Source organism: Embleya sp. NPDC005971, from assembly GCF_040629175.1.
Lineage (GTDB): Bacteria > Actinomycetota > Actinomycetes > Streptomycetales > Streptomycetaceae > Embleya.
On the sequence record NZ_JBEXUX010000039.1, the window covers coordinates 11623 to 36027 of the forward strand.

General features: G+C 72.6%; 17 protein-coding genes. 9 read left to right on the forward strand and 8 right to left on the reverse strand.

Translation table 11 applies throughout. From position 1 onward, the window contains the following. The 4 genes from ABZ374_RS29505 to ABZ374_RS29520 all read left to right on the forward strand — a co-directional run. Positions 1-2916 (forward strand): SDR family NAD(P)-dependent oxidoreductase (locus ABZ374_RS29505; RefSeq protein WP_360316533.1); only part of this gene is annotated, 2916 nt, incomplete at its 5' end. A 5-nt stretch (positions 2917-2921) separates the two neighbouring features. Beyond that, the gene (locus ABZ374_RS29510; protein ID WP_360316535.1) at positions 2922-7058 is read left to right on the forward strand and encodes a beta-ketoacyl synthase N-terminal-like domain-containing protein; all 4137 of its coding nucleotides are present in this window, start codon (positions 2922-2924) and stop codon (positions 7056-7058) included. A 248-nt stretch (positions 7059-7306) separates the two neighbouring features. Continuing rightward, positions 7307-8467, forward strand: a complete 1161-nt coding sequence (locus tag ABZ374_RS29515) for a DUF2156 domain-containing protein (protein ID WP_360316537.1) — start codon at positions 7307-7309, stop codon at positions 8465-8467. Between the two features lie 184 nt (positions 8468-8651). Beyond that, positions 8652-9467, forward strand: a complete 816-nt coding sequence (locus ABZ374_RS29520; protein WP_360316540.1) for an alpha/beta hydrolase — start codon at positions 8652-8654, stop codon at positions 9465-9467. A gap of 40 nt (positions 9468-9507) precedes the next feature. Here the strand turns inward: ABZ374_RS29520 and ABZ374_RS29525 are convergent, their stop codons facing one another. Both ABZ374_RS29525 and ABZ374_RS29530 read right to left on the reverse strand, forming a co-directional pair. After that, on the reverse strand, positions 9508-10320 hold the full coding sequence (locus tag ABZ374_RS29525; RefSeq protein ID WP_360316543.1) for an ABC transporter permease: 813 nt from the start codon (positions 10318-10320) through the stop codon (positions 9508-9510). Between the two features lie 7 nt (positions 10321-10327). After that, positions 10328-11299, reverse strand: a complete 972-nt coding sequence (locus ABZ374_RS29530; protein ID WP_360316546.1) for an ATP-binding cassette domain-containing protein — start codon at positions 11297-11299, stop codon at positions 10328-10330. Positions 11300-11503: 204 nt separating this feature from the next. On the opposite strand from ABZ374_RS29530, the gene ABZ374_RS29535 reads away from it, so the two are divergent. From ABZ374_RS29535 to ABZ374_RS29545, 3 genes are all read left to right on the forward strand, one after another. Next, positions 11504-11977, forward strand: coding sequence for a carboxymuconolactone decarboxylase family protein (locus ABZ374_RS29535; protein ID WP_360316548.1), 474 nt, complete (start codon positions 11504-11506; stop codon positions 11975-11977). Positions 11978-12136: 159 nt separating this feature from the next. Further along, positions 12137-13060 carry an RNA polymerase sigma-70 factor gene (locus tag ABZ374_RS29540; protein WP_360316551.1) on the forward strand — a complete coding sequence of 308 codons (924 nt, stop codon included), beginning with the start codon at positions 12137-12139 and terminating at the stop codon, positions 13058-13060. Positions 13061-13504: 444 nt separating this feature from the next. Further along, complete coding sequence (locus tag ABZ374_RS29545) at positions 13505-14794, forward strand: GAF domain-containing SpoIIE family protein phosphatase (RefSeq protein WP_360316553.1); 1290 nt, start codon at positions 13505-13507, stop codon at positions 14792-14794. A gap of 36 nt (positions 14795-14830) precedes the next feature. Here the strand turns inward: ABZ374_RS29545 and ABZ374_RS29550 are convergent, their stop codons facing one another. From ABZ374_RS29550 to ABZ374_RS29560, 3 genes are all read right to left on the reverse strand, one after another. Next, entirely contained in the window at positions 14831-15934 is a 1104-nt protein-coding gene (locus ABZ374_RS29550) for a C45 family peptidase (protein ID WP_360316555.1), read from the reverse strand. After that, on the reverse strand, positions 15931-17583 hold the full coding sequence (locus ABZ374_RS29555; protein WP_360316557.1) for an amidohydrolase: 1653 nt from the start codon (positions 17581-17583) through the stop codon (positions 15931-15933). Before ABZ374_RS29555 ends, ABZ374_RS29550 begins: the two co-directional genes overlap by 4 nt. Positions 17584-17660: 77 nt before the next feature. Next, positions 17661-19085 carry a cytosine permease gene (locus ABZ374_RS29560; RefSeq protein WP_360316559.1) on the reverse strand — a complete coding sequence of 475 codons (1425 nt, stop codon included), beginning with the start codon at positions 19083-19085 and terminating at the stop codon, positions 17661-17663. Positions 19086-19181: 96 nt separating this feature from the next. On the opposite strand from ABZ374_RS29560, the gene ABZ374_RS29565 reads away from it, so the two are divergent. Further along, a complete protein-coding gene (locus tag ABZ374_RS29565; protein ID WP_360316561.1) occupies positions 19182-19814 on the forward strand; it encodes a TetR family transcriptional regulator C-terminal domain-containing protein in 633 nt (210 codons plus the stop codon). Positions 19815-19927: 113 nt separating this feature from the next. Next, positions 19928-21232, forward strand: coding sequence for a hypothetical protein (locus ABZ374_RS29570; protein WP_360316563.1), 1305 nt, complete (start codon positions 19928-19930; stop codon positions 21230-21232). A 43-nt stretch (positions 21233-21275) separates the two neighbouring features. On the opposite strand, the gene narI is transcribed toward ABZ374_RS29570, so the two are convergent. The 3 genes from narI to narH are packed head-to-tail and all read right to left on the reverse strand — an operon-like array spanning position 21276 to position 24405. Continuing rightward, positions 21276-22001, reverse strand: coding sequence for a respiratory nitrate reductase subunit gamma (gene narI, locus ABZ374_RS29575; protein ID WP_360316565.1), 726 nt, complete (start codon positions 21999-22001; stop codon positions 21276-21278). Further along, positions 21998-22693, reverse strand: coding sequence for a nitrate reductase molybdenum cofactor assembly chaperone (gene narJ, locus ABZ374_RS29580; protein WP_360316567.1), 696 nt, complete (start codon positions 22691-22693; stop codon positions 21998-22000). The genes narI and narJ overlap by 4 nt, the downstream gene beginning before the upstream one ends. Then, on the reverse strand, positions 22690-24405 hold the full coding sequence (gene narH / locus ABZ374_RS29585) for a nitrate reductase subunit beta (protein ID WP_360316569.1): 1716 nt from the start codon (positions 24403-24405) through the stop codon (positions 22690-22692). Before narH ends, narJ begins: the two co-directional genes overlap by 4 nt.

Here is a 24405-nt window from a genome sequence, read left to right on the forward strand (position 1 = left end):
GGTTATCCGGTGGAGATGCTCACGCCGGAGATGGACCTGGAGGTGGACCTGGGGGTCGACTCGATCAAGCGGGTGCAGATCCTGACCCGTCTGCGGGACCACTTCCCGGGTGAGGCCAATGTGGACCCGGCCGACCTGGCCCGGTTGCGCACCATCGCCGCCATCGCCGAGAAGATCACCTCGATGCGCACCCCCGACGGCGCCGCCGTGCCGGCCCCCACGCAGGCCCTCGTCCCGGCTCCGGCTCCCGCTGCGGCTCAGGAGAGCGGCGCCGAGGTGGCGTTGGCGATCGTGGCGGAGTTGACGGGTTATCCGGTGGAGATGCTCACGCCGGAGATGGACCTGGAGGTGGACCTGGGGGTCGACTCGATCAAGCGGGTGCAGATCCTGACCCGTCTGCGCGATCACTTCCCGGGTGAGGCCAATGTGGACCCGGCCGACCTGGCCCGGTTGCGCACCATCGCCGCCATCGCGGACAAGATCACCTCGCTGCGCACCCCCCAGGGCGCCCCCGCGCCGGCCCCGGCCGCCGCCCCCGCCGCGCCGGTGGTCCGGACGCAGGAGCAGATCCCCGCGCAGGCCAAGCACGTGGCACCGCAGTTCACGGTGCTGCGCACCGGCACCGCCCTGGTACCCGTCGAGCCCGCCACCGGCGCCCCGCTCAAGGGCCTGCGCGAACAACCGCTGCTGATCACCGACGACGGCACCGGCGTCGCCGAATGCCTCGCGGAGACCCTGCGCCGCGAAGGCATCAAGGCCACCGTCGCGGACCGGGTCACCGCCGACTCCACCGCCGTGATCGCCCTCGCCGGCCTGCGCGAGATCGACCCGGAGCAGGACCCGGACGCCCCCACCCGCGAGGTCTTCACGACCCTGCACACCATCGCCGAGGCGATGGACCGCCGAGGCGGCGTCCTGGTCGTCGTCCAGGACACCGGCGGCGCGTTCGGCACCTCCGGCAACCGCGGCCGGGAAGGCTGCGCGGGCATCGCCGCGCTCGCCCGCACCGCCGCGAACGAGTGGGCGCACGCCTCGATCAAGACGATCGACATCGACCGGGCCGCGCGCGCCCCGCAGGACATCGCCCAGGCCATCGCCACCGAGCTCCTGCACGGCGACGACACCACCGACGTCGCGCTCGCGGCGGACGGCTCGCGCGCACTCCTGCGCGGCACCACCGAACCGGTCGCGGCACCGCGAGCGCTCGACCTCGGGGCCGACCCCGTGGTCGTGGTCACCGGCGGGGCCCGCGGCATCACCGCGTCCTGCCTGCTGGCCCTGGCCCGCACCCACCGGCCCAAGTTCCTGCTCCTGGGCCGCACCCGCCCCGTGGACGAGGACGACGAGCTGCGCGGCGCCGCGGACGAGAGCGCCATCCGGCAGATCCTGGGCAGCCGTCGCGACGAGCGCACCGGCGCGACCCCGACCCTGGCCGAACTCGCCCACGCCTCCGGCCGAGTACTCGCCTCCCGCGAGATCCGCGGCACCCTGGAGCAGTTGGCCGTGGCCGGCGCGGAGACCCGATACGTCACCGCCGACGCGACCGACCGTGAGCGGGTCTTCGACGCGCTGGCCGAGGTACGCCGCGACTGGGGCCCGATCACCGGCATCATCCACGCCGCCGGGGTGATCGCCGACAGCAACATCTCGGCCAAGACCCAGGCCCAGTTCACCGCCGTCTACGACACGAAGGTGCGCGGATTCCGCACCCTGCTCGAACTGACCGCCGCCGACCCGGTGCGCCTGGTGTGCGCCTTCTCCTCGGTCAGCGCGCGACTGGGCACCGCAGGGCAATGCGACTACGCGGCGGCCAACCAGGCGATGGAGCAGATCACCGCGACCGAGGCGGCACACCGTCCCGGATCCATGGTCAAGGCCGTGGCCTGGGGCCCCTGGGCCGCCGGCATGGTTTCCCCCGCCCACGCCGAACACTTCCGCCGACTCGGCGTACCGCTCCTCGAAGAGACCGCCGGCGTCAAGGCGTTCATGACCGAACTCGAACAGCCGGGCCCGGCCTGCGTCTCGATCGCCGCCGGCACGGCCGGCCCCGCCGGCGACGCGGGCGACGCCACGAACGTCACGGACATCGTCGTCGGCGCCGAAACCCACCCCTACCTGGTCGACCACACCATTGCCGGACGCCCCGTGGTGCCGGTGGCACTGGTCCTGGAATGGTTCGCCCGAGCGGCCCGGACCGCGCTGCCCGACCACGGTTCGGTCCTGGTGCGCGACCTGCGCGTGCTGCGCACCATCGCGCTGGACAGATTCGGGACGGAGGAGACCCGCCTCCGGGTGCATGTGCGCCCCGACGGCGGCCACGCCGACGCGCCGCTGCGCCTGGAACTCAAGAGCCTCGACGGCGCCCTGCACTACGCGGCCCTCGCGGGTCCGGGCGAGGGAGCGGTGCCGACCGCCCCGACCGCGGAACCCGCCGACGAGAGCTTCGAGGTACACCCGGGCAGCGCCGTCTACGACGGGGCGATGCTCTTCCACGGCCCGCGCTTTCACGCCATCCACACGATCACCGGGCTGAGTTCCACCGGAGCGGCCTCGGACCTGGTCGGAGTACGAAAGCTCGACTGGCCGCAGGACACCTGGCAGACCGACCCCGCGGTGATGGACGGCGCGCTCCAGATGGCCTGCCTGTGGGTGCTGTCCTCGGCCAGCGTGCAGTCGCTGCCGATGGGCATCCGTGAGGTGCTCGTGTTGTCGACCGGTGCCGTGGAGGGGCCGGTGAAGTGCACCGTGCACAGCGTTGTGCAGGGCACCGACAACGCGATGTGCGACATCTGGCTCACCGTCGAACAGGACGGCGCGGAGCGGGTCCTGGCCGTACTCCGCGGCGTCGAGATGGTCTACCGGCCGGACCTGTCCACCTCCAACCGAGCCGCCGCGCTGATCTCGACGGACGCGTGAGGGGCATGGACTTCCCCGCCATCGCCATCGTGGGACGCGGCTGCGTCCTGCCCGGGGCACACAATCCCGCCGAACTGTGGGACACCGTGGTCTCCGGCGCGGTCCGGCTGACCCCGTTCTCCATCGACCGCCCGACCGCCGGGCCGCAGTGGAGCGGGGCCGACCCCGCGAGCACCGTATTCGGCCACGTCACCGGGTTCGAGGAGCGCTTCGACCCGTCCGGCCTGGCCATCGACGCCGAGCAGCTCAACGGCCTCGACCCGACCGTGCGCTGGGTCGTGCACGCGACCCGGCAGGCGCTCGCCGAGGTCGATCGGCTCGGCCTGCACCGACGCACCGGCCTGGTGCTGGGCAACATCTCCTGTCCGACCACGTCGATGGTCGCCTACGCCGAGGACGTCTGGCTGCGCTCCCAGCCTGCCGAGGTCGGGGCCGGTTGGCCCCGGCACGGCCGGCACGCGCCGATCCCGATGAGCCGGTTCTGCTTCGGGCTCCCGGCACAACTCGTGGCCCGCGCCTTCGCCCTGGGCGCGGGCGCGGTGGTCCTGGAAGCGGCCTGCGCCTCGGTGTTGTACGCGATCGAACTCGCCTGCCGGAAGCTGCATTTCCGGCAGGCGGACCTGATGGTCGCCGGGGCGCTCAACGGCGGCGCGCCCGAGATCATCAGCCACGGCATGGGCCGGCTGGGGGCATTGAGCCCCAGCGCCCGCTCGCGGCCCTTCCACCGGGAGGCCGACGGCCTGGTCCCCGCCGAGGGGACCGCGATGGTCGCGCTGATGCGGTTGGAGGACGCGTTGAGCGCGGACGTGCCCGTACTGGGCGTGATCCGCGGCATCGGCGCGACCAACGACGGCGGCCGGGGCGGCATGCTCGTCCCGGACGGAGGTCAGCAACAACGCGCGATGAGCCTGGCCTACCAGGCCGCGGGGATCGACCCCAAGACGGTGTCCCTGCTGGAATGCCACGCCACCGGCACCGCCGTCGGGGACACCGTGGAACTGGGCTGCGCGGCCCGGATCTTCGGCGAACGCACGGATCTGCCGATCGGTTCGGTCAAGGGCAACCTGGGCCATCCGCTCACCGCCGCGTCCGGCGCCGCCCTGCTCAAGGTGCTGGGCGCGATGGAGCACGGCACGCTGCCGCCGACGGTGGGTGCCGACGAGGCCAACGAGGCGATGCGCGGCACACCGCTGCGGCCGCTGGCCCGGCCGGAGGAGTGGCGGGGGCTGCGGCGCGCCGCGGTCAGCGGCTTCGGCTTCGGCGGGGTCAACGCACACCTGGTCGTGGACGCCTGGAACACCGCCGACCGGGCGGCCACCTCCTTCCCCGGCGTGGCCGTGCCCGGCCCCGCCGGACGGCGGCGGCACCAGGTGGCGATCGTCGGCCTCGGCGCCCGCGTCGGCGACGGCGACACCACCGGCGACTTCGTCGAGGCCCTGCTGGGCGGTGAGCCCAGGTTGCGGCCACCGCGTACGGTCGAACTGCGGGTGGACGGCCTGCGGATGCCGCCCAACGACATGCTGCAGACCTCCGGCGAACACCTGCTGGTCCTGGAGGCCGCCCGCGATGCCGCCCGCGCGGTGACACTGCCCGACGAGCGCACCATGGTGCTCGTCGGCGTCGGCAGCGCGACCGTGCACGCCGAGTTCTCCGTCTGGCACAACCGCACCACGCTGGAGGCCCGCCGGTCGGCGGCGGCGGAGGCGTCCTCCGAGGACCGCGTCGCCGACCCGTTGAACTGCCCGCCGTGGTCCCTCGGGGGCCTGGGCAACATCGCCGCCAACCGGATCAGTGCGCAACTGCGGCTGACCGACGCCAGCGTCGCGGTCTGTGCGGAGGAGGCTTCCGGCATCCGCGCGCTCGACCTGGCGGTCGACGCGATCGGCAGCGGGGCGAGCGACGCGGCGCTGGTGGGCGCGGTCGACCTCGCCTCCACCGTGGTGCACCGAGCGGTGGTACGCGACCTCGGACTCCCCGGAGCCGAGGGCAACGCGGCCGTGGTGCTGGCGCTGAAGCGCCTCGACCACGCCCGCCGGGACGGCGATCCCATCCTCGCCCTGATCGACCCGCAGGCCGAGGACCGGGCCGCCGGCCCGGCGCCGACCGCCGTCGACCTGGTGGTCGGCGACCTCGAACCGTCGTCGAACGCGCCGGCCGAACTGGATCCGGCCGGTCTGTTCGGTCGCCCGCACTGCGCCGCCGGCCTGCTCGGCGTCGCGTGTGCGACCGTGGCGCTGTACCACCGCAGCGTGCCGGTCGTGGGCGCCCGGGCACTGCCGCGGCCGGAGTTGGCCACGGCGAAGGTGACCGTCTCCCCGCTCGGGGCGTCGGCGGCCGAACTCCTGTTGACCGCGGGGGATACGGCTCCGGCCGCGACGGGCTCGGCGACCCTGGGCCGCCGGGCCGCCGGACAGACGCCCGCGCGGCGGTTGTCCAGCATCGCCTTCTTCGATCTCCGGACGGTGCTTCGGCTCCAGGACGCGCGACCGACGCGGGAACTCGTGGCGCTGCCCGCGGCCCGCGCGGTGCCGGCGGCCGAGATCGCGGTGCCCGCGCCGGTGGCGACCCGGGTGCCGGTCCCGGCTCCGGCTCCGGCTCCGGTGGCGGCGCCGGCCCCGATCGACGTGCCGGTACCGGTCGAGGACACCCTCGTACCGACCGCGCTCAGCGCCCACCAGCGAGTCGTGGGCAGATCGCACCTACAGTTCCTGAACACCCGGCATGAGAACCACCTGCTGTTCCTGGAGGTGCAGCGGCAGGCGACCCGGGCGTTGCTCGACGTCGCCGGCCTGTTCCAACAGCCGCAGCGGGCCGAGACGCACACGCTCGTGGCGGAGCCGGCGGGTCCGGCCGACACCGCGCCGGTGCCGAGCCCGCAGGTCGGGCAAGGCGGGCCGGGCGGCCCGATCCTGCCGGCGGCACCGGTCGAACCGGCCGCACCGGTCACCGAGGTCGTCGCGCCGATCCCGACGCCGCAACCCGGCCCGGCCGAGCACGAGTTCGTGGTCAGCCCGGACGGCGATCCGTGGGTGCTGGACCACTGTCCCACCTGGACGTTGCCGGTGTTGCCGATGATGTGCACGGTGGACCACCTGTTCCGGGCGGCCAGTACCTACACCGGTCTACAGGCCACCGGACTGCGGGAGTTGCGCCTTCAGCGCTGGATCCCGGTGGTCAGTCCGACCAAACTGCTCACCCGGGTCGAGCCGTTGCCCGATCGTGGTCGGGACGTGCACGTCAGCCTGCTGATGTGGCGGCCGGCCCGGAACGAGGCGTTGTCCCGGTTCGAACTCGTCGCCGAGGCGACGATCACGTTCGACCGACCCGACACGCCCGCTCCGTTGCCGCCGCTCACGGACGCCCGACAGGCCGAACTGCCGTACCTGACCAACCGCCTGCCGCACGGCCCGGCCTTCCGCTACCTCACCGAGGTCGGCTACGGCAGCGCCGGCGCGGTCGGAATCCTGGACGCGCGACGGGGCTCCGTGCCCGGTACCTTCACCCATCCGGGGTTGCTCGACGCGGCGACGCACATCATCGCCGACCGGGTGTTCTGGCTGCCCTACCCCCAGGTCGGGCCCAACGTGGTGCCCTATCCACACGGCCTGGTCCGGATGGACCTCTTCGCCCCGTTCCCCACCGAGGGGCACCTGCGGGTGGAGGCGCGTCCGGCCGGAGCCGAGGGCGATCTGTTGTTCGTCGACTTCCAGGTCCTGGCGGGGGACCGGCTGTGTGCCGCGTTCCGCAACGTCAGCATGGTCTCGCCACCGAGCGTGCTGGAACTGCAATCCGGCGCGGATCGGCGGGCGTTCCTCCTGGAGCGCCGAGCCGCACCGAAGATGAGCCTGTCCCAGGTGGTCGGCGAGGCCAGCCGGCTGGACCGGGCCGTCCTGGAACAGGCCGACTGGCCGACCGGCGGGCTGGCCTACGTCTACGGCCTGCCGGCCGGGGCCCCGGCCCGGCTGCACGCGGAGGAGGTCGCGATGCGTGAGCACGTGGCCCGAGCCCACGGCGAACACCCGGCCCGGGTCGTGGTGGACGTGGCGAACCGGGTCGCCTGGTTGTCCGACCGTCCGGACACCCGGCACCAACTCGTGGTGCACTCGGACGGCGACGCGATCACGGTCGAGAATCGCCCGTAGCGGTACCGGGGCACGATCGACGGCGGTGGGCGGGATTCCCCAGGGATCCCGCCCACCGGCGTCCGGCTCGACGCGTGTTCGCCCGATCGCCCCGTCCTCGGCCACCCACCACGATCCGCCGTGACCGGTGCGACCTCGACGAACTCCGAATCGAGTGAAACTCCCGGCGATTTCGGAGCGAGGGCGTGTCAGCACGTCCGAACGGCTCGTTTGTCCTTGCGAAATGACCGCCTCAGCTTAGGAAAGCCATGACCTTCGGCACAGAAGAGCCGTCTTCCGTCCGGATCGACCGGCGCCGGGAAAACGGTACGGACAGCGACGGCCGCAGCGGTGTGCTGCCGGAGCAGGGCGGCGTGATCGGCGAGCATCGACCCCGGACCGACGGTCGCCCGGAGGAGGCGAGGCGGGCCGCCGCGGCGGAGTCGAGCGAGCGGAACCCGATCGAGGTGCTGCGTGCCCACGCCGACCATCCGAGCGCCTTCCTGGCGGTCAACACCCGGACGCGGCACTACTACGGGAGCGGCGTCCCGGGCCTGGTCGCCCATCTGCCGGGACGGCGGCAGCACATCCAGTTCGGCGGCCCCTTCGCGGCGCCCGGGCAACGAGGCGCCCTGCTGGACGAGTACCTGCACATGCTCGGCAGCGGCCCCGGCCGACGCAAGGCACTGACGGCGGTCCAGCTTCGGTCGCACGACATCGCGCTCTACGCCGATCGCGGCTTCGCGGTCAACCAGCTCGGGGTCTCCTACGGCGTCGACCTGTCCCGTTTCACACTGCGCGGCAAACCCCTCGCCAAGGTCCGGCAGAACGTCTCCCGGGCCCGACGCGAGGGCGTCACCGTCACGGAGGTGGGCGCCGAGGCGCTGCCCGATCGACGCACCCTGGAGCAGATCGACCGCGAGTGGCTCCGGGACAAGGGGCGCCTGGTACGGCAACTGTCCTTCATGGTCGGCGAACACGGCGGCATCGGCGGGCCGCTGCGCCGCACGTTCCTGGCCCGACACCGCGACGAGATCGTCGCCTACATCACCTACGCGCCGGCCTGGGGAAGTCGCCCCGGGTGGTTGTGCGACCTGTCCCGCCGCCGCCCGCAGGCCCCCGTCGGCACCCACGAACTGATCACCCTCACGGCGTTGAACCGCTTCACCGAGGAGGGCGCGGGCTGGCTGCATCTCGGCCTGGCGCCGTTCGTCGGGCTGGCCGACGAGCACGAGGTGCCCGGTGCGTCCGCGCTGCTCGGGTGGGCGATCCGACAGGGGACCAAGCGTGGGCTCTACCCGGCGCGCACGCAGGAGGCGTTCAAGCTCAAGTGGGCCCCACACGTGAGCGAACCCGAGTACCTGGCCTTCCAGGACCGGGTCCGGCCGGCAGCGGTATGGCGCCTGCTACGAGCCACCCGGGTGGTGTGACTCCCGGGCTCGCCACCTCCGCCGGAGCCGGCCGGCGCCGGGCCGGGCCACCGGTCCCGCTCGGCCCCGTCGACGGAGGCGGGCAACCCGGCGGAAGGTGTCGGTGCACGGGAATGCCGTGTCCCCGCCAAAGGTTCGTCGATGGTGGTACGTGAAATCGGTGCATCGAGCGAGGAGAATCGGCATGCCGCACGCCCGGGTGAATGGCGCCGACCTGTACTACGAAGTCGAGGGCGACGGTGTGCCGCTCGTGCTGGTGCACGGCTCCTGGACCGACCACGACGGGTGGCGCCCGGTCGTTCCCGCGCTGGCCGAGTCCTACCGCGTGGTGACCTACGACCGCCGGGGCCACGGCCGCAGCACCGGCCCGGCCGGTCCGGGCTCGCGCGTCCAGGACGAGGACGACCTGGCGGCGCTGCTGGAGTGGCTCGACCCGGCGCCCGCGCACGTGGTCGGGAACTCCTTCGGCGCCTCCACGGCGCTGGGGTCGGCCGCCCGCCGGCCCGAGTTGTTCCGCAGTCTCGTCGCGCACGAGCCGCCGCTGCTCGACATCGTGGCGGGCGATCCGCAACTCGCACCGCTGATCCGCGAGACGCAGGGTCGGATCGACGCGGTGGCGGAGAGCCTGCGCGCGGGCGACGACCGAGGCGCGGCGTACCGGTTCGTCGAGGAGGTCGCGCTCGGACCCGGGATGTGGGAACGGTTGCCCGATCCGGTACGCGAGACCTTCATCGGCAACGCCGCCACGTTCCTGGACGAGCAGAACGATCCGCGCTGGGCCTCGATCGACCTCGCCGCGATCTCCGACCTCACCGCCCCGGTGCTGCTGAGTCACGGCACCGCGAGTCCGCCGTGGTTCCCCGGGATCATCGACAGGCTCGCCGACGCGATCGCCCACGCGCGGGTGGCCACGCTCACCGGAGCCGGGCACGTCCCGCACTCGACGCACCCCGAACAGTACGTCGCGACCGTGACCGGCTTCCTGGCCGACGTGTCCTGAGCGGAACGCGCGGTCGGCGGGCCGGTCGCGGTCGCGGCGATCACGCGTCGCGCTTCTCCAACAACAGCGTGCCCAGGAGCAGCAGGAGCAGGGTCTCGGCCACGAAGACCGCGAAGCCCGGCCACGGTTGCAACATCTTGTCCCCGGCCCGGACCGACATCACCTGACTGCCGGCGTTGGCGGGCATCAGCTTGGCGATCCAGTCGCCGGTCTTGCCGGGGATCAGGCCCACCACGCCGCCGACCACGAAGATCAGCGCGATGCCCAGGGTGATCGCGCCGGCGGTATGCCGCAGCAGCACGCCCAGCGCCATCCCGAACAGGCCCAGCACGGCCAGATACAGACCCGTGCCGATCAGCGCCCGAACCACGCCGGGATCGCCGATGTCGACCCCGATGTCCTTGGCCTCCAGCATCAGGTTGGCCAGGAAGTAGCAGCAGAACCCGGTGACCGCCCCGACCACGAACAGGACCAGGGCCAGGACCAACGCCTTGGCGGCGAGCATCGAGGCGCGCCAGGGCACCGCGGTCAGACTGGTGCGGATCATGCCGGTCGAGTACTCGGCCGTCATCGACATCACCCCGAGCACCAGCGCGGCGATCTGGCCGAACGCGACGCCCACGGTGAGCAGATCGGGGGCGTCGTTCTTCTTTCCCGCGGCCACGTCCTTGGCCACCTCGCCCGCCGCCAGGGCGGCGATGCCCCAACTGATCAGGACGCTCACCGCGAACAGGGCGAGCAGCGTCCACAGGGTCGAGCGCACGGTCGTGATCTTGGCCCACTCGGAGTCCAGGATTCGGCCGAAGGTCAGCCGCGGTGGGTGCTTGGCCGCGGTGGGCACGGTCGTCGTCATGGCAGCCTCATCCGATCCGGTCGGCGGTGGTCGGCGGACCCCAACCCGGGACGGCCGGGTCGGCCTCCCGGGGCGCGCCGCCGGTGTGGTACTCGACGCTGTCGGCGGTGAGCCGCATGAACGCCTCCTCCAGCGAAGCCTCGACCTTCGCCAACTCGTGCAGGAACAGCCCGTTGTGCCCGGCCAGGTCACCGACCTGGTCGGTGCTCACGTCCTGGACCAGCAGCGCACCCGCCGGGTCCCGGGTCACCTCCCAGCCCGCGGCCCTCGCGAGCTCGGCGAGCCGGTCCGCCTGCGGCGAGCGCACCTTCACGTGGCTGATCGAGTTCTCCGTGATGAACTGCGCCACGCCCGTGTCGGCCAGGATCCGGCCGCGCCCGATGACCAGGAGATGGTCGGCGGTGACGGCCATCTCGTTCATCAGGTGCGAGGAGACGAAGACCGTGCGGCCCTCGCTCGCCAGGCGCTTCATCAGGTTCCGGATCCACAGGATCCCCTCGGGGTCGAGCCCGTTCACGGGCTCGTCGAAGAGCAGCACCCGGGGGTCGCCGAGCAGCGCGCCGGCGATGCCCAGGCGCTGACCCATGCCCAGGGAAAAGCCGCCGGAGCGTTTCCGGGCGACGGAGGCGAGGCCGACCGTGTCCAGCACCTCGTTCACTCGGGACAGCGGAATGCCGTTCGACTTGGCCAGGACCACCAGGTGGTCCCGGGCGGTTCGGCCGCCGTGCAGGGCCTTGGCGTCGATCAGCGCCCCGACCTCCAACATCGGCGCGACCAGGTGCCGGTAGGCCCGACCGTCCACCGTCACCCGGCCGGCGGTGGGCCGGTCCAGGCCCAGGATCATCCGCATGGTGGTGGACTTTCCCGCACCGTTGGGGCCGAGGAACCCGGTGACCCGTCCGGGGTGAACCTCGAAGCTGATGTCGTCCACAGCCGTCTTCGTGCCGTATTTCTTGGTGAGGTTTTCCGCAACAATCATGGATATATGCCGCCTTCTCCTCGGGCGGTCTTCATGATGGCCCGACCCGTCCCCGCCCGCATCCCCACCGGGGAGACGGGTGAACACGCCGACCGCGGGTGCGCCGTCGGTGGGAGACGCAGGTCACATTCGGCCGTGTCACAGGGGAACGGGTCGCCTCGTCTCAGGGTGTGTAGGCAGCGAACGACCACGAGGGAGCACACCATGGACGCGCGACTGAACTTCTTCGCCGGGGCGACCGACAGCAAGGTCTTCAAGCACCTGATGACGGCGGGCAAGGCGATGAAGGACTCGGCGCTGCCGGCCGCGACACTGGAGTTGGTGTCGCTGCGGGTGAGCCAGATCAACGGCTGCGCCGTCTGCATCGACATGCACACCAAGGACGCCGCCGCGGCCGGGGAAACCGCGCTGCGGCTGAACTTGGTGGCGGCGTGGCGGGAGGCGACGGTGTTCACCGAGGCCGAGCGGGCCGCACTGGAGCTGGCCGAGGAGGGGACCCGGGTCGCGGACGCGGCCGGCGGTGTCGGCGACGACGTGTGGGCGAGCGCCGCCAAGCACTACGACGAGGAGCAGCTCGTCGCGCTGGTGTTGCTGATCTCGTTCATGAACCTGGCGAACCGGATGAACATCATCACCCGGCAGCCGGCCGGCGACTACCAGCCCGGACAGATGCACTGAAAGCGCGGGGCGGAGCACGAGTCCCGGGGCCGGGAGCGATGCCTCGGCCCCGGGTCGGGGGCGCTACCGTGACCTGCCGACGGCGCGGTCGATCATGGAAACCGCCCGCGTCGGCAGGTACGACGGGTCGCACGGCGGTGGGGAAGAAGAGGAGTCGGCGTGAGCAAGGTCGAGGACTTCGAGGAACTGCGTCCGCTGCTGTTCTCGATCGCCTACCGGATCCTGGGCAGCGTGGGTGAGGCCGAGGACGCGGTGCAGGAGACCTGGCTGCGCTTCGACGGTTCGGCGACCCGGCCCACGTCGACCAAGGCCTTCCTGTCGGCGGTGGTGACCCGGATCTCGATCGACGTGTTGCGCTCCGCGCGGGTGCGGCGGGAGGAGTACGTCGGCCCGTGGTTTCCCGAGCCGCTGCTGAACGATCCGTACCAGGACCCGGCGCGCTCGCTGGAGCTGGCCGACTCGGTGTCGATGGCGGCGTTGGTGTTGCTGGAACGGCTCAGTCCGCTGGAGCGGGCGGTGTTCGTCCTGCGGGAGGTCTTCGCCTTCGGGTTCGAGGACGTCGCCGCGGCGGTGGGGCGTTCCGAGGCGGCCTGTCGGCAACTGTTGGTGCGGGCCCGGCGGCACATGCAGGCCGGGCGGCCGCGGTTCGAAGCGGACCGCGGGGAACGGCGGGAGCTGGCGACGCGGTTCTTCGACGCGCTGAAGGACGGCGACGTGGGCGGGCTGCAGAATCTGCTGGCCGCGGATGTGCAACTGGTCGGGGACGGCGGCGGCAAGGCCCCGCAACTGGCCAGGATCGTGGTGGGTGCGGAGAAGGTGGCCCGGCTGCTGGGGCTGTTCGGTCCGTGGTTGCTTCGGGTCGACGTACGGTTCGAGCCGGCGGAGCTCAACGGCGAACCGGGCGTGATCATCCGGGACCGGGACGGCGGGATCCTGCAGACGATGGTCGTCGAGGTGGTCGACGGGCGGATCCGGACCATCCGCGGGGTGAGCAACCCCGACAAACTCGGCCACCTCGGCCCGCTCGGCGACGCCTGGGCGGTCCACCACGAGGTGCGGCAGGCCCGTCGCGCCACGACCTGAGCGCGGCCACCGACACCGCCGCCCGTGGGTGAGTCGTGGGGCGGCGGGGGAGTGAAAGGGCGCTCGGCGTGTGCGAGTTCGCCCTCGCGATCGGTGAAGGCGGCAGCTCCGGGCGGTAGTTCGCGCGGTGCGCCGGGAAGGGGCGTGAGGCAACGGTGGTGCGGTGCCTCGGCTCCGACCGGGAGCGTCACCGTGGCGCCGACGCAGAGGTTCGGCCCCGGCGCGCCACGATCTTCCCGGTCCGAGCCGACCGTTGCCGTTGCCGGGGTCGCGATGCCCTGCCGCCGCCTTCATCGGGCCGGGTGTGTCGACCGGGCCCGCTGGATCGGCGGTGGCCGATCGGCCGGAACGGGTCGGCATACGATGGGTTGCATGCCCCATTTTGTCCGCTTGTGTCGATGGCTGGTCGACATCCGAGGCCGTGCCACCGGTATCGTCGCCGCCGTGACCGAAGCCGACCCGGCCCACCGCCGTCTGGCCCTGTTGGACGCCGCCACGACGCGGATCGGCAGCACCCTGGACATCGACACCACCTGCGCCGAACTGGCCGAGTTCGTGGTATCCGCGATGGCCGACCTGGCCATCGTCGACCTCGTCCCGCCCGATGCCGCCGGGCCCGCCGACGTGCTCCCGCCCGGCCGGGCACGGCTGCGTCGAGCCGCCCTGGCCTGCGTCCCGGGCCTGCGTACCCGGCTCCCCTCGCTCGCCCCGCCGGGCGCGTCCGTACGACACGGGGCGGAGTCCGCGGTCGGACAAAGCCTGCACACCCGCGTGCCGGTGACGACGCCCGGGCCCGCCGGCCCCGCGTCGAACGACCCTGCCGATACCGCGACCGCGCTGCGCGCCGCCGGCATCGACACCACCCTCGCCGTCCCGCTGATGGCGCACGGCCGCATCGTCGGCGTCCTGCTGCTCGCCCGAGCCCCGGATTCCGCCCACGACTTCACCGCCGAGGTGATCCGCCTCGTGCAGGACCTGGCCGCCCGCGCCGCGGTCGCCATCGACAACGCGCGCCGCTACACGCAGGCCCAGGGCATCGCGGTGGAGCTGCAGCGGGCACTCCTGACCGAACCCGGTGCACCCCACCCCAACCTCGACGTGGCCTTTTGCTATCTGCCGTCCGGAAGCACCTCGGTGGTCGGCGGCGACTGGTACGAGGTGGTACGGCTGTCCTTCGGCCGCACCCTCCTGGTGATGGGCGACGTGATGGGACACGGCATCGAGGCCGCCGTCGACATGAGCAACTACCGCTCCACGCTGCGCCAGGTCGCGGCGATGGACCTGCCCCCGCACCGGATCCTGCGCCGACTCGACGCACTGATCGACGAGAAGAAGTCGGCCCGCCCCGCCACGTGCCTGCTCGCGCTGGCCGACCCCGGGCGCCGGCGCTGGACGTTCTCCAGCGCCGGCCACCTGCCCCCGGCGCTGATCGCCGCCGGCCGGCCCGTCGAACTCGTCGAGATCCCCACCGGCCCGCCCCTGGGCACCGGTGTCGGCGGCTACGAACAGGCCACCCGTGCGCTGCTGCCCGACGAGACCCTGCTGCTGTACACCGATGGCCTGGTCGAGCGCCGGGACCGGGACATCGACGATTCGCTCGCCGGCCTCGCGGCCCTGCGCCCACCCACGGCCGGCGCTCTGGAGGACCTCCTCGACGCGGTCCTGCTCGGCTTGGCTCCCCAGACGGGCGAGGACGACATCGCGATGCTCGCCGCCCGCATGCGCCCCCGCTGACCCGGGACGCCCGCGGGCGCCCCGGGCGAGGGGACGTCACGCCGTGAGCGTGCGCCAGGTCCGGGAAGCGGCGTCGGCGGGTGTGCCGTCGAGGACGCGCGCGGTGCGGCCGGCGGGTTCGAGGACGACGGTGGCCAGCGTGGCCCAGCGTTGGCCGAGCGGCATGTCCGGGTCGGGGACGCAGGTCACGGGCGGTTCGCCGGCACCGGTGATCAGGTGGCCCACCAGTTCGTCGGGCGTGTTCGGCGCGCCCCGCCGGGTGAGCCGGGCGCGGACGAAGTCGTGGCGTTCGATCGAGTCGGGTTGGTAGAGCCAGGTCTTCTCGTTCGCCGCGGGGATCGGGGTGAGGAAGTGGTTGGTGCGCAACAGCACGCCGTCGTCCGGTTCGATCGGGAAGACGCCGGCGGGACTCAGGTCCAGGAGCACCGCCCGGTCCGGGTCGAAGAGCGCGAACGATCCCGAGGAGGCGATCGGCGCGCTGCGGACGATCTCGCGTGCCTCGGCGACGTCGGCGGCCTCTTCGAGGACGATCGCCGCGAGTACGTGCATGGGGATGCCGCCGACGCCGTCGCGGACGTGCCCGAGGATGTTGAAGTGCAGGGCCAGGCCGGCGCTGTTGATGCCGATCTTGGCGAGGATGCCGTGTTCGGTCAGGCCGACCACGTGGTGCCTGCCGCCGCGCGAGGCGAACGTGTGCCAGTGGTCGGCGAGTTCGACGTGCCAGTCCCAGGTCTGGATGCCGAAGGTGCGGGCGGCGGGGGAGTCGGCGGAGCCCAACCGGCGCACCAGCGTGGTGCATTCGCCCGGGGGCACCGTCGTGCTGCGGGCGAGGATCTCGGTGCGTGCGTTCAGGGCCGCGACGCGCCACGGCGGCACGTGTGCGCCGTGCGCGACGCCCTCGATCTCGGCGCGAACGCCGGGGCGGAACGCGTCGATCGCGTCGAGGGCACGCTCGGCGTCGTCGCGCACCCGGGTGGCACCGATGCCGCCGAGGGCGAACAGCCGGTCGTAGATCTCGATCGCGCCGTGGATGCCCGCGCGCAGGGCCTGCCCGCGGGCGATACCGCGGTTGCGCGGGTCGGTGTCGGCGACGGTGACATGCAGGCGCGGTCCGGGGCGGGGGTCGGCTGCGACGGTCACGGGCGCTCCTCGGCGAGGTCGGTGTGCAGGAGTACGTCGCCGTCGACGACGGTGGCGAGTACGGGATTGTCGGCCTGGGCCTCGGGAGTGAGGTCGAGCGGGTTCGCGGCCAGCACGGTGAGGTCGGCGAGGTAACCCGGGGCGATCCGGCCGAGTCGATCGCGAGCGCCGCCGGCGTGGGCGGCGGCGAGCGTCATGCCGGTGTACGCCTCACGAGCGGTGAGCGCCTGCTCCGGCTGTACGGGCCTGGTCTCCGGTTCCTCGACCGGGCGGCGCAGTTGGCAGTCGGCCAGGCCCACCCGCGGGTCGCCCGGGCCGATCGGCCAGTCGGAGCCCAGTGCCACGACGGCGCGGTGGTCCACCAGGTCGCGGGTGCGCCAGCCGTGCGCGGCGCGGTCCGGGCCGATCCGCCGCGACCAGTTGTCGGTGCCGTCGCCGCGGGTGTGTCGGGTGCCGTGCGCGGGTTGCAGGCTTGCCACCACGTCGAGTTCGGCGAACCGGCCGAGCAGGTCGTCGGGGATGGACTCGACGTGTTCGATGCGGTGCGGGGCTCGGGGGACCGGTCCGATCTCCTCGATGACGTCCAGCGCGAAGCGCACCGCCCGGTCGCCGATCGCGTGGGTGGCGGTGGGGATGCCGTGCTCGACGAAGAACCGCATCGCGGCCCGGTAGGCGTCCACGTCGCGCCACAGCGGTTCGCAGTTCTCGCCGTGGGTGTCCGGGTGTTCGAACCAGGCCGTGCCGTTGTCCGCGGTTCCGTCGAGCATGAACTTCACCCCCTCGACATGCCAGCGCCGGCCGTGCAGGCCCTGCAGCCCGACCACATGTTGCCAGGCGTCCGGGCCGGAGTCGGCGGCCACCAGGGGGGAGCAGCGGATGCGTACCGGCAGGTCGCCGTGTTCTTCCAGGTGTCGATAGACGGCTTCCGAGGGGTCGGCGAAGTCCAGGGCGTGCAGGCCGGTGAGGCCGCCCCGGGCCAGGCGTTCGAGCTCGCGGCCGACGTACTCGGCGGCGGTGTCCACGGGCACGTCGGGGTAGTGCGCGAACACCAGGTCCATCGCCTGGAGTTCGACCACGTATCCGGTGGGGCGGCCGTCGGGGCCGACCTCGATCGAGGAGGCGTCGGTGAACGTCTCGTGGCCGGTGAGGCCGACGAGTTCCACGACGCGCGGGCTCACCACGAGCGCGTGCGCGTCGCGGGTCATCAGCGAGACGGCGCGGCCGGGGAGGCGTTCCCCGAGCACCGCGCCGTTCGGCTCGCCGGGGAAGGCGTTGACGTCGAGGTCGTATCCGGTGATCCACGCGTCGTGCGGATGCGTGGCGACGGCCGCGGCGAGGAGTTCGCAGACCCGGTCGAGGGTGTGGGCGCCGGACAGGTCGACACCGCCGCCGATCGAGATGGATCCCCACACGGGGTGGGCGTGCACGTCGACCAGGCCGGGCAGGATGGTGGCGTTCGGGAACTCGTGCACGACGGTGGCGGGGCCGCGCAGTGCGGCGACGGTGCCGGTGTCGCCGACGGCGAGGATGCGGCCGGCCCGGATCGCCACGGCGTTCGCGCGCGGGTCCGGGTCGGCGTCCGCCTTCGGATCGGCGTCGGTGCGGAGGTGTTCGACGTGTCGGGCGAGCACAATGACGTCGGCGTGCACGGGTCGGTTCCCTTTCTTGGTCGGGGTGTTCGCGGTTCGGTCGGCTGCGGAGCCGGCCCGGTTGCCCGGGGTGCGGTTCATCCGCGCGGGATCGATCCCTGGGCGCGGGCCACGCCCCGGTAGATGGCCGCGGCGCCGAGCATCCCGCCCGGAATGGCCAGGTCGAGATCGCCCGCGGCGGCGGCGAGGGGGCCGGTCCAGAAGGTCGTGGTCACGCTCGTCGCGGCGATGAGGCCGCCGCCGACGATGGCCAGGACGCCGGCGGGGTGCACGCCGCCGGTGTACCAGAACGGGCCGTCGCGTCGTTCGGCGAGCAGGGCGGCGCCGTCGTAGCGGTTGCGGCGCAGCAGCAGGTCGGTCACGGCCACCGCCATGGCCGGACCGGTGACCACCACCACGAGTTCGAGCATCGTGTTGACGCTGGTGAGGAAGTCGAAGACCAGGGTCGCGAAGAGCGTCATGGTGGTGCCCAGGACGCCGATGATCAGGACGGCCGGGACCCGGGCCAGGCGCACGCCGACGGACTGGATGGCCAGGCCGGCGCTGTACGCGGTCATGCCGTTGTTGGCCATGGTGTTGGCGACGACGGCGATGACGAACAGGGGGATGAACCAGCCCGGGAGGATGCTCTCCAGCGCGCGCTGGGGGTCGCTCATGTCCAGGGCGGTGGCGGCGAGGGCGCCGACGCTCGTGAAGACGACGCTGGGCAGGTACGCGCCCAGGGCGGTCCAGCCGGCGATGGCGACGGGGTTGGCATCGCGCGGGAGGTAGCGGGCCAGGTCCGGGCTGTTGCTGTAGGACAGGGGCGTGGAGGCCACGATGGTGAAGGCCGCGGTGAGGGTGCCGAACAGGGCGACGCCGTGCAGCGGTTCGGCGGGGGTGTAGGACCAGTCGGTGTGGGCCAGGACGTAGCCGGTCACCACGACGAAGACGACGGTGAGGAACGCGCTGAGAGCGGCGTACAGGCGCACGATCGTGGCGTGACCGAAGATCGCGATGAGCAGGGTGCCGGCGGCGATCGTGCAGACGATCACCGCCTCGACGGTCGAGTTGTCGGGGAGGCCGACTCGCTTGGCGAGGCCGATGCCGGCGACGGACGCGGCCGACCAGTTCAGGGCCAGATACGCGGAGGCGATCAGCCATCCGGTGAGGACCAGGACGACCCGGTTGCCCACTACGCCGTATACGGCGCGCGAGACGACCGATCCGCTGGTACCGGCCGCCGGGCCGCTCACCGCGAGCACGCCCGTACAGATCCACAGCAGGTTGGCGACCAGCGTGACGCCGATGGCCTGGGGCAGCGAGAGCCCCATCAGGATCAGCGTCGCGCCGACGACGAAGCTCAGGTAGCTGACGTTCGGGGCGGCCCAGACGGCGAAGAGTTCGCGCGGTCGCCCGTGGCGCTCGGCCTCGGGGACCTGAGCGATGCCTCGGGTCTCGGGGCGGCCGACCTGATCGGTGGCGGATGCGTCGGGCGGCGGCGCTGGGAGTGCGTGGTTCATACGTCGAGACCTCTCGGGGGGCACACCTCTGGCAGCCACTGCTATTGGTCGCGTGGCCAATGGGGTATTGGCCACACATCCAATAGGGTGGTCGATATGACGTCAAGCCCCCCGCCGACGCGGATTCGCAAGCCTCCCGAGGAGCGGCGCGCCGAGATCGTGCGGATCGCCGCGCGCATCGCTCTCGAAGAGGGACTCGAACGCATCACCCTGCGCCGCGTCGCCGACGAGCTGGGCGTGCGCCCCGGGCTCATCGGCCACTACTTCCCGGCCGCCGACGACCTGGTGAGCGAGTCGTTCACGCACGCCGCGACCAAGGAGCGTGCGTCGCTGCTGCCGGGCGAGGAGGCCGGGCTCGCCCCGATCGACCGACTCGCCCGCTTCCTCACCCGCCTGACCGACGGCGACTATGCCGACCTCAGCCGCCTCTGGCTCAACGCACGCCACGTCAGCCGGTTCAAGACCGGCCTGCGGGCGGCCGTCCGGGCCCAGGAGGAACTCACCCGCGACGCCCTCGCCACCCTGATCGACGAGGGGGTACGCCGGGGCGAGTTCACCACCGAGGACCCACTCGGCGTGGCCCTGCACATCCTCGTCAACATCGACGGCCTGGGTGCCTACACCAACGACGACGTGCCGTTCGACCACCCCGCCCTGCGCGACATGACCATCACCACGGCCGAGCGCCTCCTGGACCTTCCCGTGGGCACGCTCCGCGCCCGGGGGTGACACGGGGCGGCCTCGGGGCTTCCGGGTGCCTCGGCCGACGGCAGTAGCCTTAAATCATGGCAAAAGGTGTATGTCGTCGCAGGCGCCGGTCGGGGTGGGCGGCTGGCGGCGTCGTGGCGACGCTCCTGGCTGCCCTGCTGACGGTCCTGTCGGCGCCGGTGTCGGCGCAGGCGGCGTCGGGCGGCGGGATCGGGGCGATCGCGGACGCGCTGCGGAGTGACCCCGTGTACACCGTTCCGGCGGCCGCGCAGGTGCTGCCCGGTGACACCGCCGACGCGTTGCGGGCCAGGATTCGGGCCTCCGGGAAGCCGGTGTTCGTGGTCGCGGTGCCGGCCGATTCGCCGCTCGCGGCGGCCGGTTCGCGGGCGGCGGTGTTGTCGGGTCTGCGTGAGCAGGTGGGGCGACCGGGTGTGTACGCGATCGCCGTGGGCCGTACCTTCGACGCCGCGGCCGACGCGTCGGTCCTGTCCCGGGCGCGGCTCGCCACGCTCAAGAGCGACGCGCAGGCCGCGCACCAGGGCGACGGGCCGGGTCTGTTCACCGCCTTCGTCGACGCAGCCGTGGCCGAAGCGGGGCAGGGCTCGGCGCCCGCACGCGAGGGGCGTGCCTCGGCGTGGTCGGGCCTCGCGGTGGTCGCGGTGGTGATCGCCGCCGGGGCCGGCACGATCCTGCTGGTGCGCAGGCGGGCGAACGCCCGTCGGGCGGAGCGGGCGCGGCGGGAACTGGAGCAGGTGCGGCCCGTGGTCGACGAGGACATCACCGCCTACGGCGAGACCCTGGAGCGGGCCGCCTTCGATCCGGGCGCGGCCGACTCCGACGACGCGATGCGGGCGGACTGGACGAGCGCCCTGGACGCCTACGAGCGGGCGAAGTCGGCGCTGGCGACGGCCCGCGAAGCGGGGGACGTGCGTGCGGTCGGCGAGGCCCTGGACGACGGACGATTCGCCCTCGCGGCCCTGGCGGCCCGACGCGAGGGTGCCCCGCTCCCGCAGCGCCGACCGCCGTGCTTCTTCGACCCGCGGCACGGGCCCTCGGTGCGGGACGTGCGCTGGGCCCCGGCCGACGGCGCCGAACGCGACGTACCGGTCTGCGCCGCCGACGCGGCGCGCCTGGACGACGGTCTCGATCCGGAGATTCGCGAGGTGCCGGGCCCCGGCGGTCGTCGCCCCTACTGGGAGGCCGGTCCCGCCTACGGTCCGTGGGCCGCCGGTTGGTACGGCGGCATGTTGTTGCCGGGCCTGCTGCTGGGGACCACGCTCGGCGCATCGATGAACATGGGCTACCCCGCCGACGCGGGCGCGTCGGAAATGGGCGACGGCGGCTTCGGCGGGTTCGGCAACGACGCCGGCGGCGGCTTCGGTGGATGGGGCGGAGACGCCGGAGGCGGCTGGGGCGGGGACGCCGGCGGCTCGTTCTGATCCCGCCGCCGATGGCCCACCCCGACCGGCCGGGGCCCGGTCGTCACTGGTCCACCCGCTCCCAGCCGCGGCGCGGGCGGGACGTGCCCGCCGGCCGGGGGTCGCGGGTGCGGTAGACGACGTAGGGGCGGAAGAGGTAGCCCACCGGCGCGCTGAAGGCGTGCACGAGGCGGGTGAACGGGAAGAGCGCGAACAACACCATCGCCAGCACGACGTGGACCTGGTAGGTGGTCGGTGCCGCGGCCATCGACTCGGTCTTCGGCCGAAGGTAGGACAGGCTGCGGAACCACGGGGCGATCGTCTCGCGGTAGTTGTGTTCGTGCGGGCCCACCGTGTTCCACACGGTGGCGGCGGTGCCCGCGAGGATGGTGCCGGCCAGGAAGAGGTACATCAGCTTGTCGTTGCGGGTGGTGGCCAGGAAGACCGGCCCGGTGCTGCGCCGGCGCCGGATCAGCAGCGCGATGCCGGCGATGGTCGCCAGGGCGGCGGCCAGGCCCAGCGCGGTGGCCGCGACGTGATAGGTGTGTTCGCCGATGCCGACCGCGTCCGTCCACGACTGCGGGATCAACAGACCCACCACGTGACCGGCGACCACGAACAGCAGGCCGTAGTGGAACAGCGGACTGCCGATCCGCAGCAGGCGCGACTCGTAGAGCTGGGACGAGCGGGTGGTCCAGCCGAACTTGTCGTAGCGATGGCGCCAGACGGTCCCGCCGACCAGGACCACCAGGGCCAGATACGGCAGTACCGCCCACAACATGGTGTTCATCGGCCGACTCCCGGGGCTCGATAGCTGTCCAGTCCCACGTCCTCGCGCGGCGGTCCGGTTCGGGCCAGGGCGCGGGCCTGGGCGCGGTCCCCGGGCGAGGCGCCGGGCAGCGTCGCACACACCGCTTCGAGCACGCCCGCGTACGGCGTGTCCGCGTCGAGCAGGGCGAAGCGCAACAACTCGATGCCGGGCCGGTGTTCGCACAGCAGCGCGGTGCCCGCCGCGGCGGCCGAGGGACCGCCGGTGGCGGCGAACTCCAGCACCGCGGGCAGGAAATCCGGAAGTTCCGAGCCGATGAACTCCAGACCGTGCTCGCGATAGACCTGCTTGAAGTTCACCAGCGCCGCACCGCGCCGCCGGGTGTCCCCCTCGCGCCACCAACTCAGGTACAGGCTGCGCCGGTTGCGCAGGTCGAAGACGGTCACGTAGTGCGCGGCCAACTCGGCCGGCGGCCGAGCGCACACGTCGTCCAGAAAGGCCGTCAGCCGGTCGGCCGCCGGACCCGGAACCCGGGCCAACGCGGCCCGCAGCAGCGGTACCCGGGCGTGAAAGCCCTCGTCGGGATAGTGCAGACACAACGCGGCGGCCTGACGGATCACCGCCGTGGTGTGCAGGTCGTCGGTTCGGGCCCGAATCCGGGCCTCGACCCGGGCCTGGCCCCGAGTTCGAATGCGGTCGCCGAGCGCCCTCATCGCGCGCCGTCCCCCGGCTCGCGGCCCCCCGGGTCGCCGTCCGCCCGGTCGCGTTCGGGAAACAGCCCCGCCGGCCGCCCGTTGCCGTCCCAGTTGAGCAGGTTGACGCGCCCGCCGCGGCCGGAGGTGTCGGCGGGTCGGTCGGCGGTGCCCCGGTCGCGCAGGGCGTGGAAATTCTCCACGCTCACCGGCACCGGGGCGCCGGACGCCTCGCCGAACGGGCCGGAGCCGCCCATGCCCGGCCCGCCCTCGAAGTCCAGGCTGCATCCCTCGGGCAGCGCGGATTCCTCCAGCCGTCGCGCGTCGCCGATCGCCGCGCTGGGGATCACGTACCGCTCGTCGTACTTGGCGATCGCCAACAGCCGGTACAGCTCCCGGATCTGCGTCCCGGTCAGGCCGGCCAGGGCGGCCACCGCCTCGTCCGGTTCCTCGTCGAGGTTGATCGCCCGCATGTAGGAGCGCATGGCCGCGAGTCGCTCCAGCGCGGCGCGTACCGGTGCGGTGTCGCCGGCGGTGAACAGTTCGGCGAGGTATTCGAGCGGGACCCGCAGGGTGTCGATCGCACCGAACAGGTTGCCGGCCTCCTCGCCGTCGAAGCCGGTCGAGGTCAGCGCGTCGACCACCGGGGACAGCGGTGGGATGTACCAGACCATCGGCATGGTGCGGAACTCCGGGTGCAGGGGCAGCGCGACCCGATACTTGGCGATCAGCGCGTGCACCGGCGAGCGGCGGGCCGCCTCGATCCACTCGTGGCTGATGCCGGCCTCCTCGGCCGCCCGCCGCACGGCCTGTTCCGCGGGGTCCAGGAAGACACCCAACTGGGCCCGGTACAGGTCCTTTTCGTCCGCGACGGAGGCGGCCGCGAGCACGGCGTCCGCGTCGTAGAGCAGCACGCCGAGGTAGCGCAACCGGCCCACGCACGTCTCCGAGCACACCGTCGGCAGACCCACCTCGATCCGCGGGTAACACATCGTGCACTTCTCGGCCTTGCCGGTCTTGTGGTTGAAGTAGACCTTCTTGTACGGGCAGGCCGTGACACACATGCGCCAGCCGCGGCAGTCGTCCTGGTCGACCAGCACGATGCCGTCCTCGGCGCGTTTGTACATCGCGCCCGAGGGACACGCGGACACACACGAGGGGTTGAGGCAGTGTTCGCAGATCCGGGGCAGATAGAACATGAAGGTCTGCTCGAACTCGAAGCGCACCTTGTCGGCGACCTTCTCCCGGGTCTTGACCACCATCGGGTCCAGGTGGCCGAGTTCGGCGGTGCCGCCCAGGTTGTCGTCCCAGTTGGAACTCCAGGTGATCTCCATCGGCTTGCCGCTGAGCAGCGAGCGGGGGCGGGCCACCGGGATGTCGTCGCCGAGCGGGGCATCGGTGAGGTTGCGGTAGTCGTAGGTCCACGGCTCGTAGTAGTCCGCGATGGTCGGCAGCCTGGGGTTGGCGAAGATCCGGGACAGTCGGTGCAGCCGTCCGCCGGAGGCGAGTTGCAGCCGGCCGCGCCGGTTGAGCCGCCAGCCGCCCTGCCACGCCTTCTGGTCCTGCCACCGGCGCGGGTAGCCCTGGCCGGGGCGGGTCTCGACGTTGTTGAACCACACGTACTCGACGCCGCCGCGGTTGGTCCAGGTCTGTTTGCAGGTGACCGAACAGGTATGGCAGCCGATGCACTTGTCGAGGTTCATCACCATCGCGATCTGGGCCATCACGCGCAT

Bases quoted from the DNA above. Each gene is read 5' to 3' on its own strand.
- ABZ374_RS29510 (WP_360316535.1), top strand. From the start codon at position 2,922: ATGGACTTCCCCGCCATCGCCATCGTGGGACGCGGCTGCGTCCTGCCC.
- ABZ374_RS29515 (WP_360316537.1), top strand. From the start codon at position 7,307: ATGACCTTCGGCACAGAAGAGCCGTCTTCCGTCCGGATCGACCGGCGC.
- ABZ374_RS29520 (WP_360316540.1), top strand. From the start codon at position 8,652: ATGCCGCACGCCCGGGTGAATGGCGCCGACCTGTACTACGAAGTCGAG.
- ABZ374_RS29525 (WP_360316543.1), bottom strand. From the start codon at position 10,320: ATGACGACGACCGTGCCCACCGCGGCCAAGCACCCACCGCGGCTGACC.
- ABZ374_RS29530 (WP_360316546.1), bottom strand. From the start codon at position 11,299: ATGATTGTTGCGGAAAACCTCACCAAGAAATACGGCACGAAGACGGCT.
- ABZ374_RS29535 (WP_360316548.1), top strand. From the start codon at position 11,504: ATGGACGCGCGACTGAACTTCTTCGCCGGGGCGACCGACAGCAAGGTC.
- ABZ374_RS29560 (WP_360316559.1), bottom strand. From the start codon at position 19,085: ATGAACCACGCACTCCCAGCGCCGCCGCCCGACGCATCCGCCACCGAT.
- ABZ374_RS29565 (WP_360316561.1), top strand. From the start codon at position 19,182: ATGACGTCAAGCCCCCCGCCGACGCGGATTCGCAAGCCTCCCGAGGAG.
- narI (WP_360316565.1), bottom strand. From the start codon at position 22,001: ATGAACACCATGTTGTGGGCGGTACTGCCGTATCTGGCCCTGGTGGTC.
- narJ (WP_360316567.1), bottom strand. From the start codon at position 22,693: ATGAGGGCGCTCGGCGACCGCATTCGAACTCGGGGCCAGGCCCGGGTC.
- narH (WP_360316569.1), bottom strand. From the start codon at position 24,405: ATGCGCGTGATGGCCCAGATCGCGATGGTGATGAACCTCGACAAGTGC.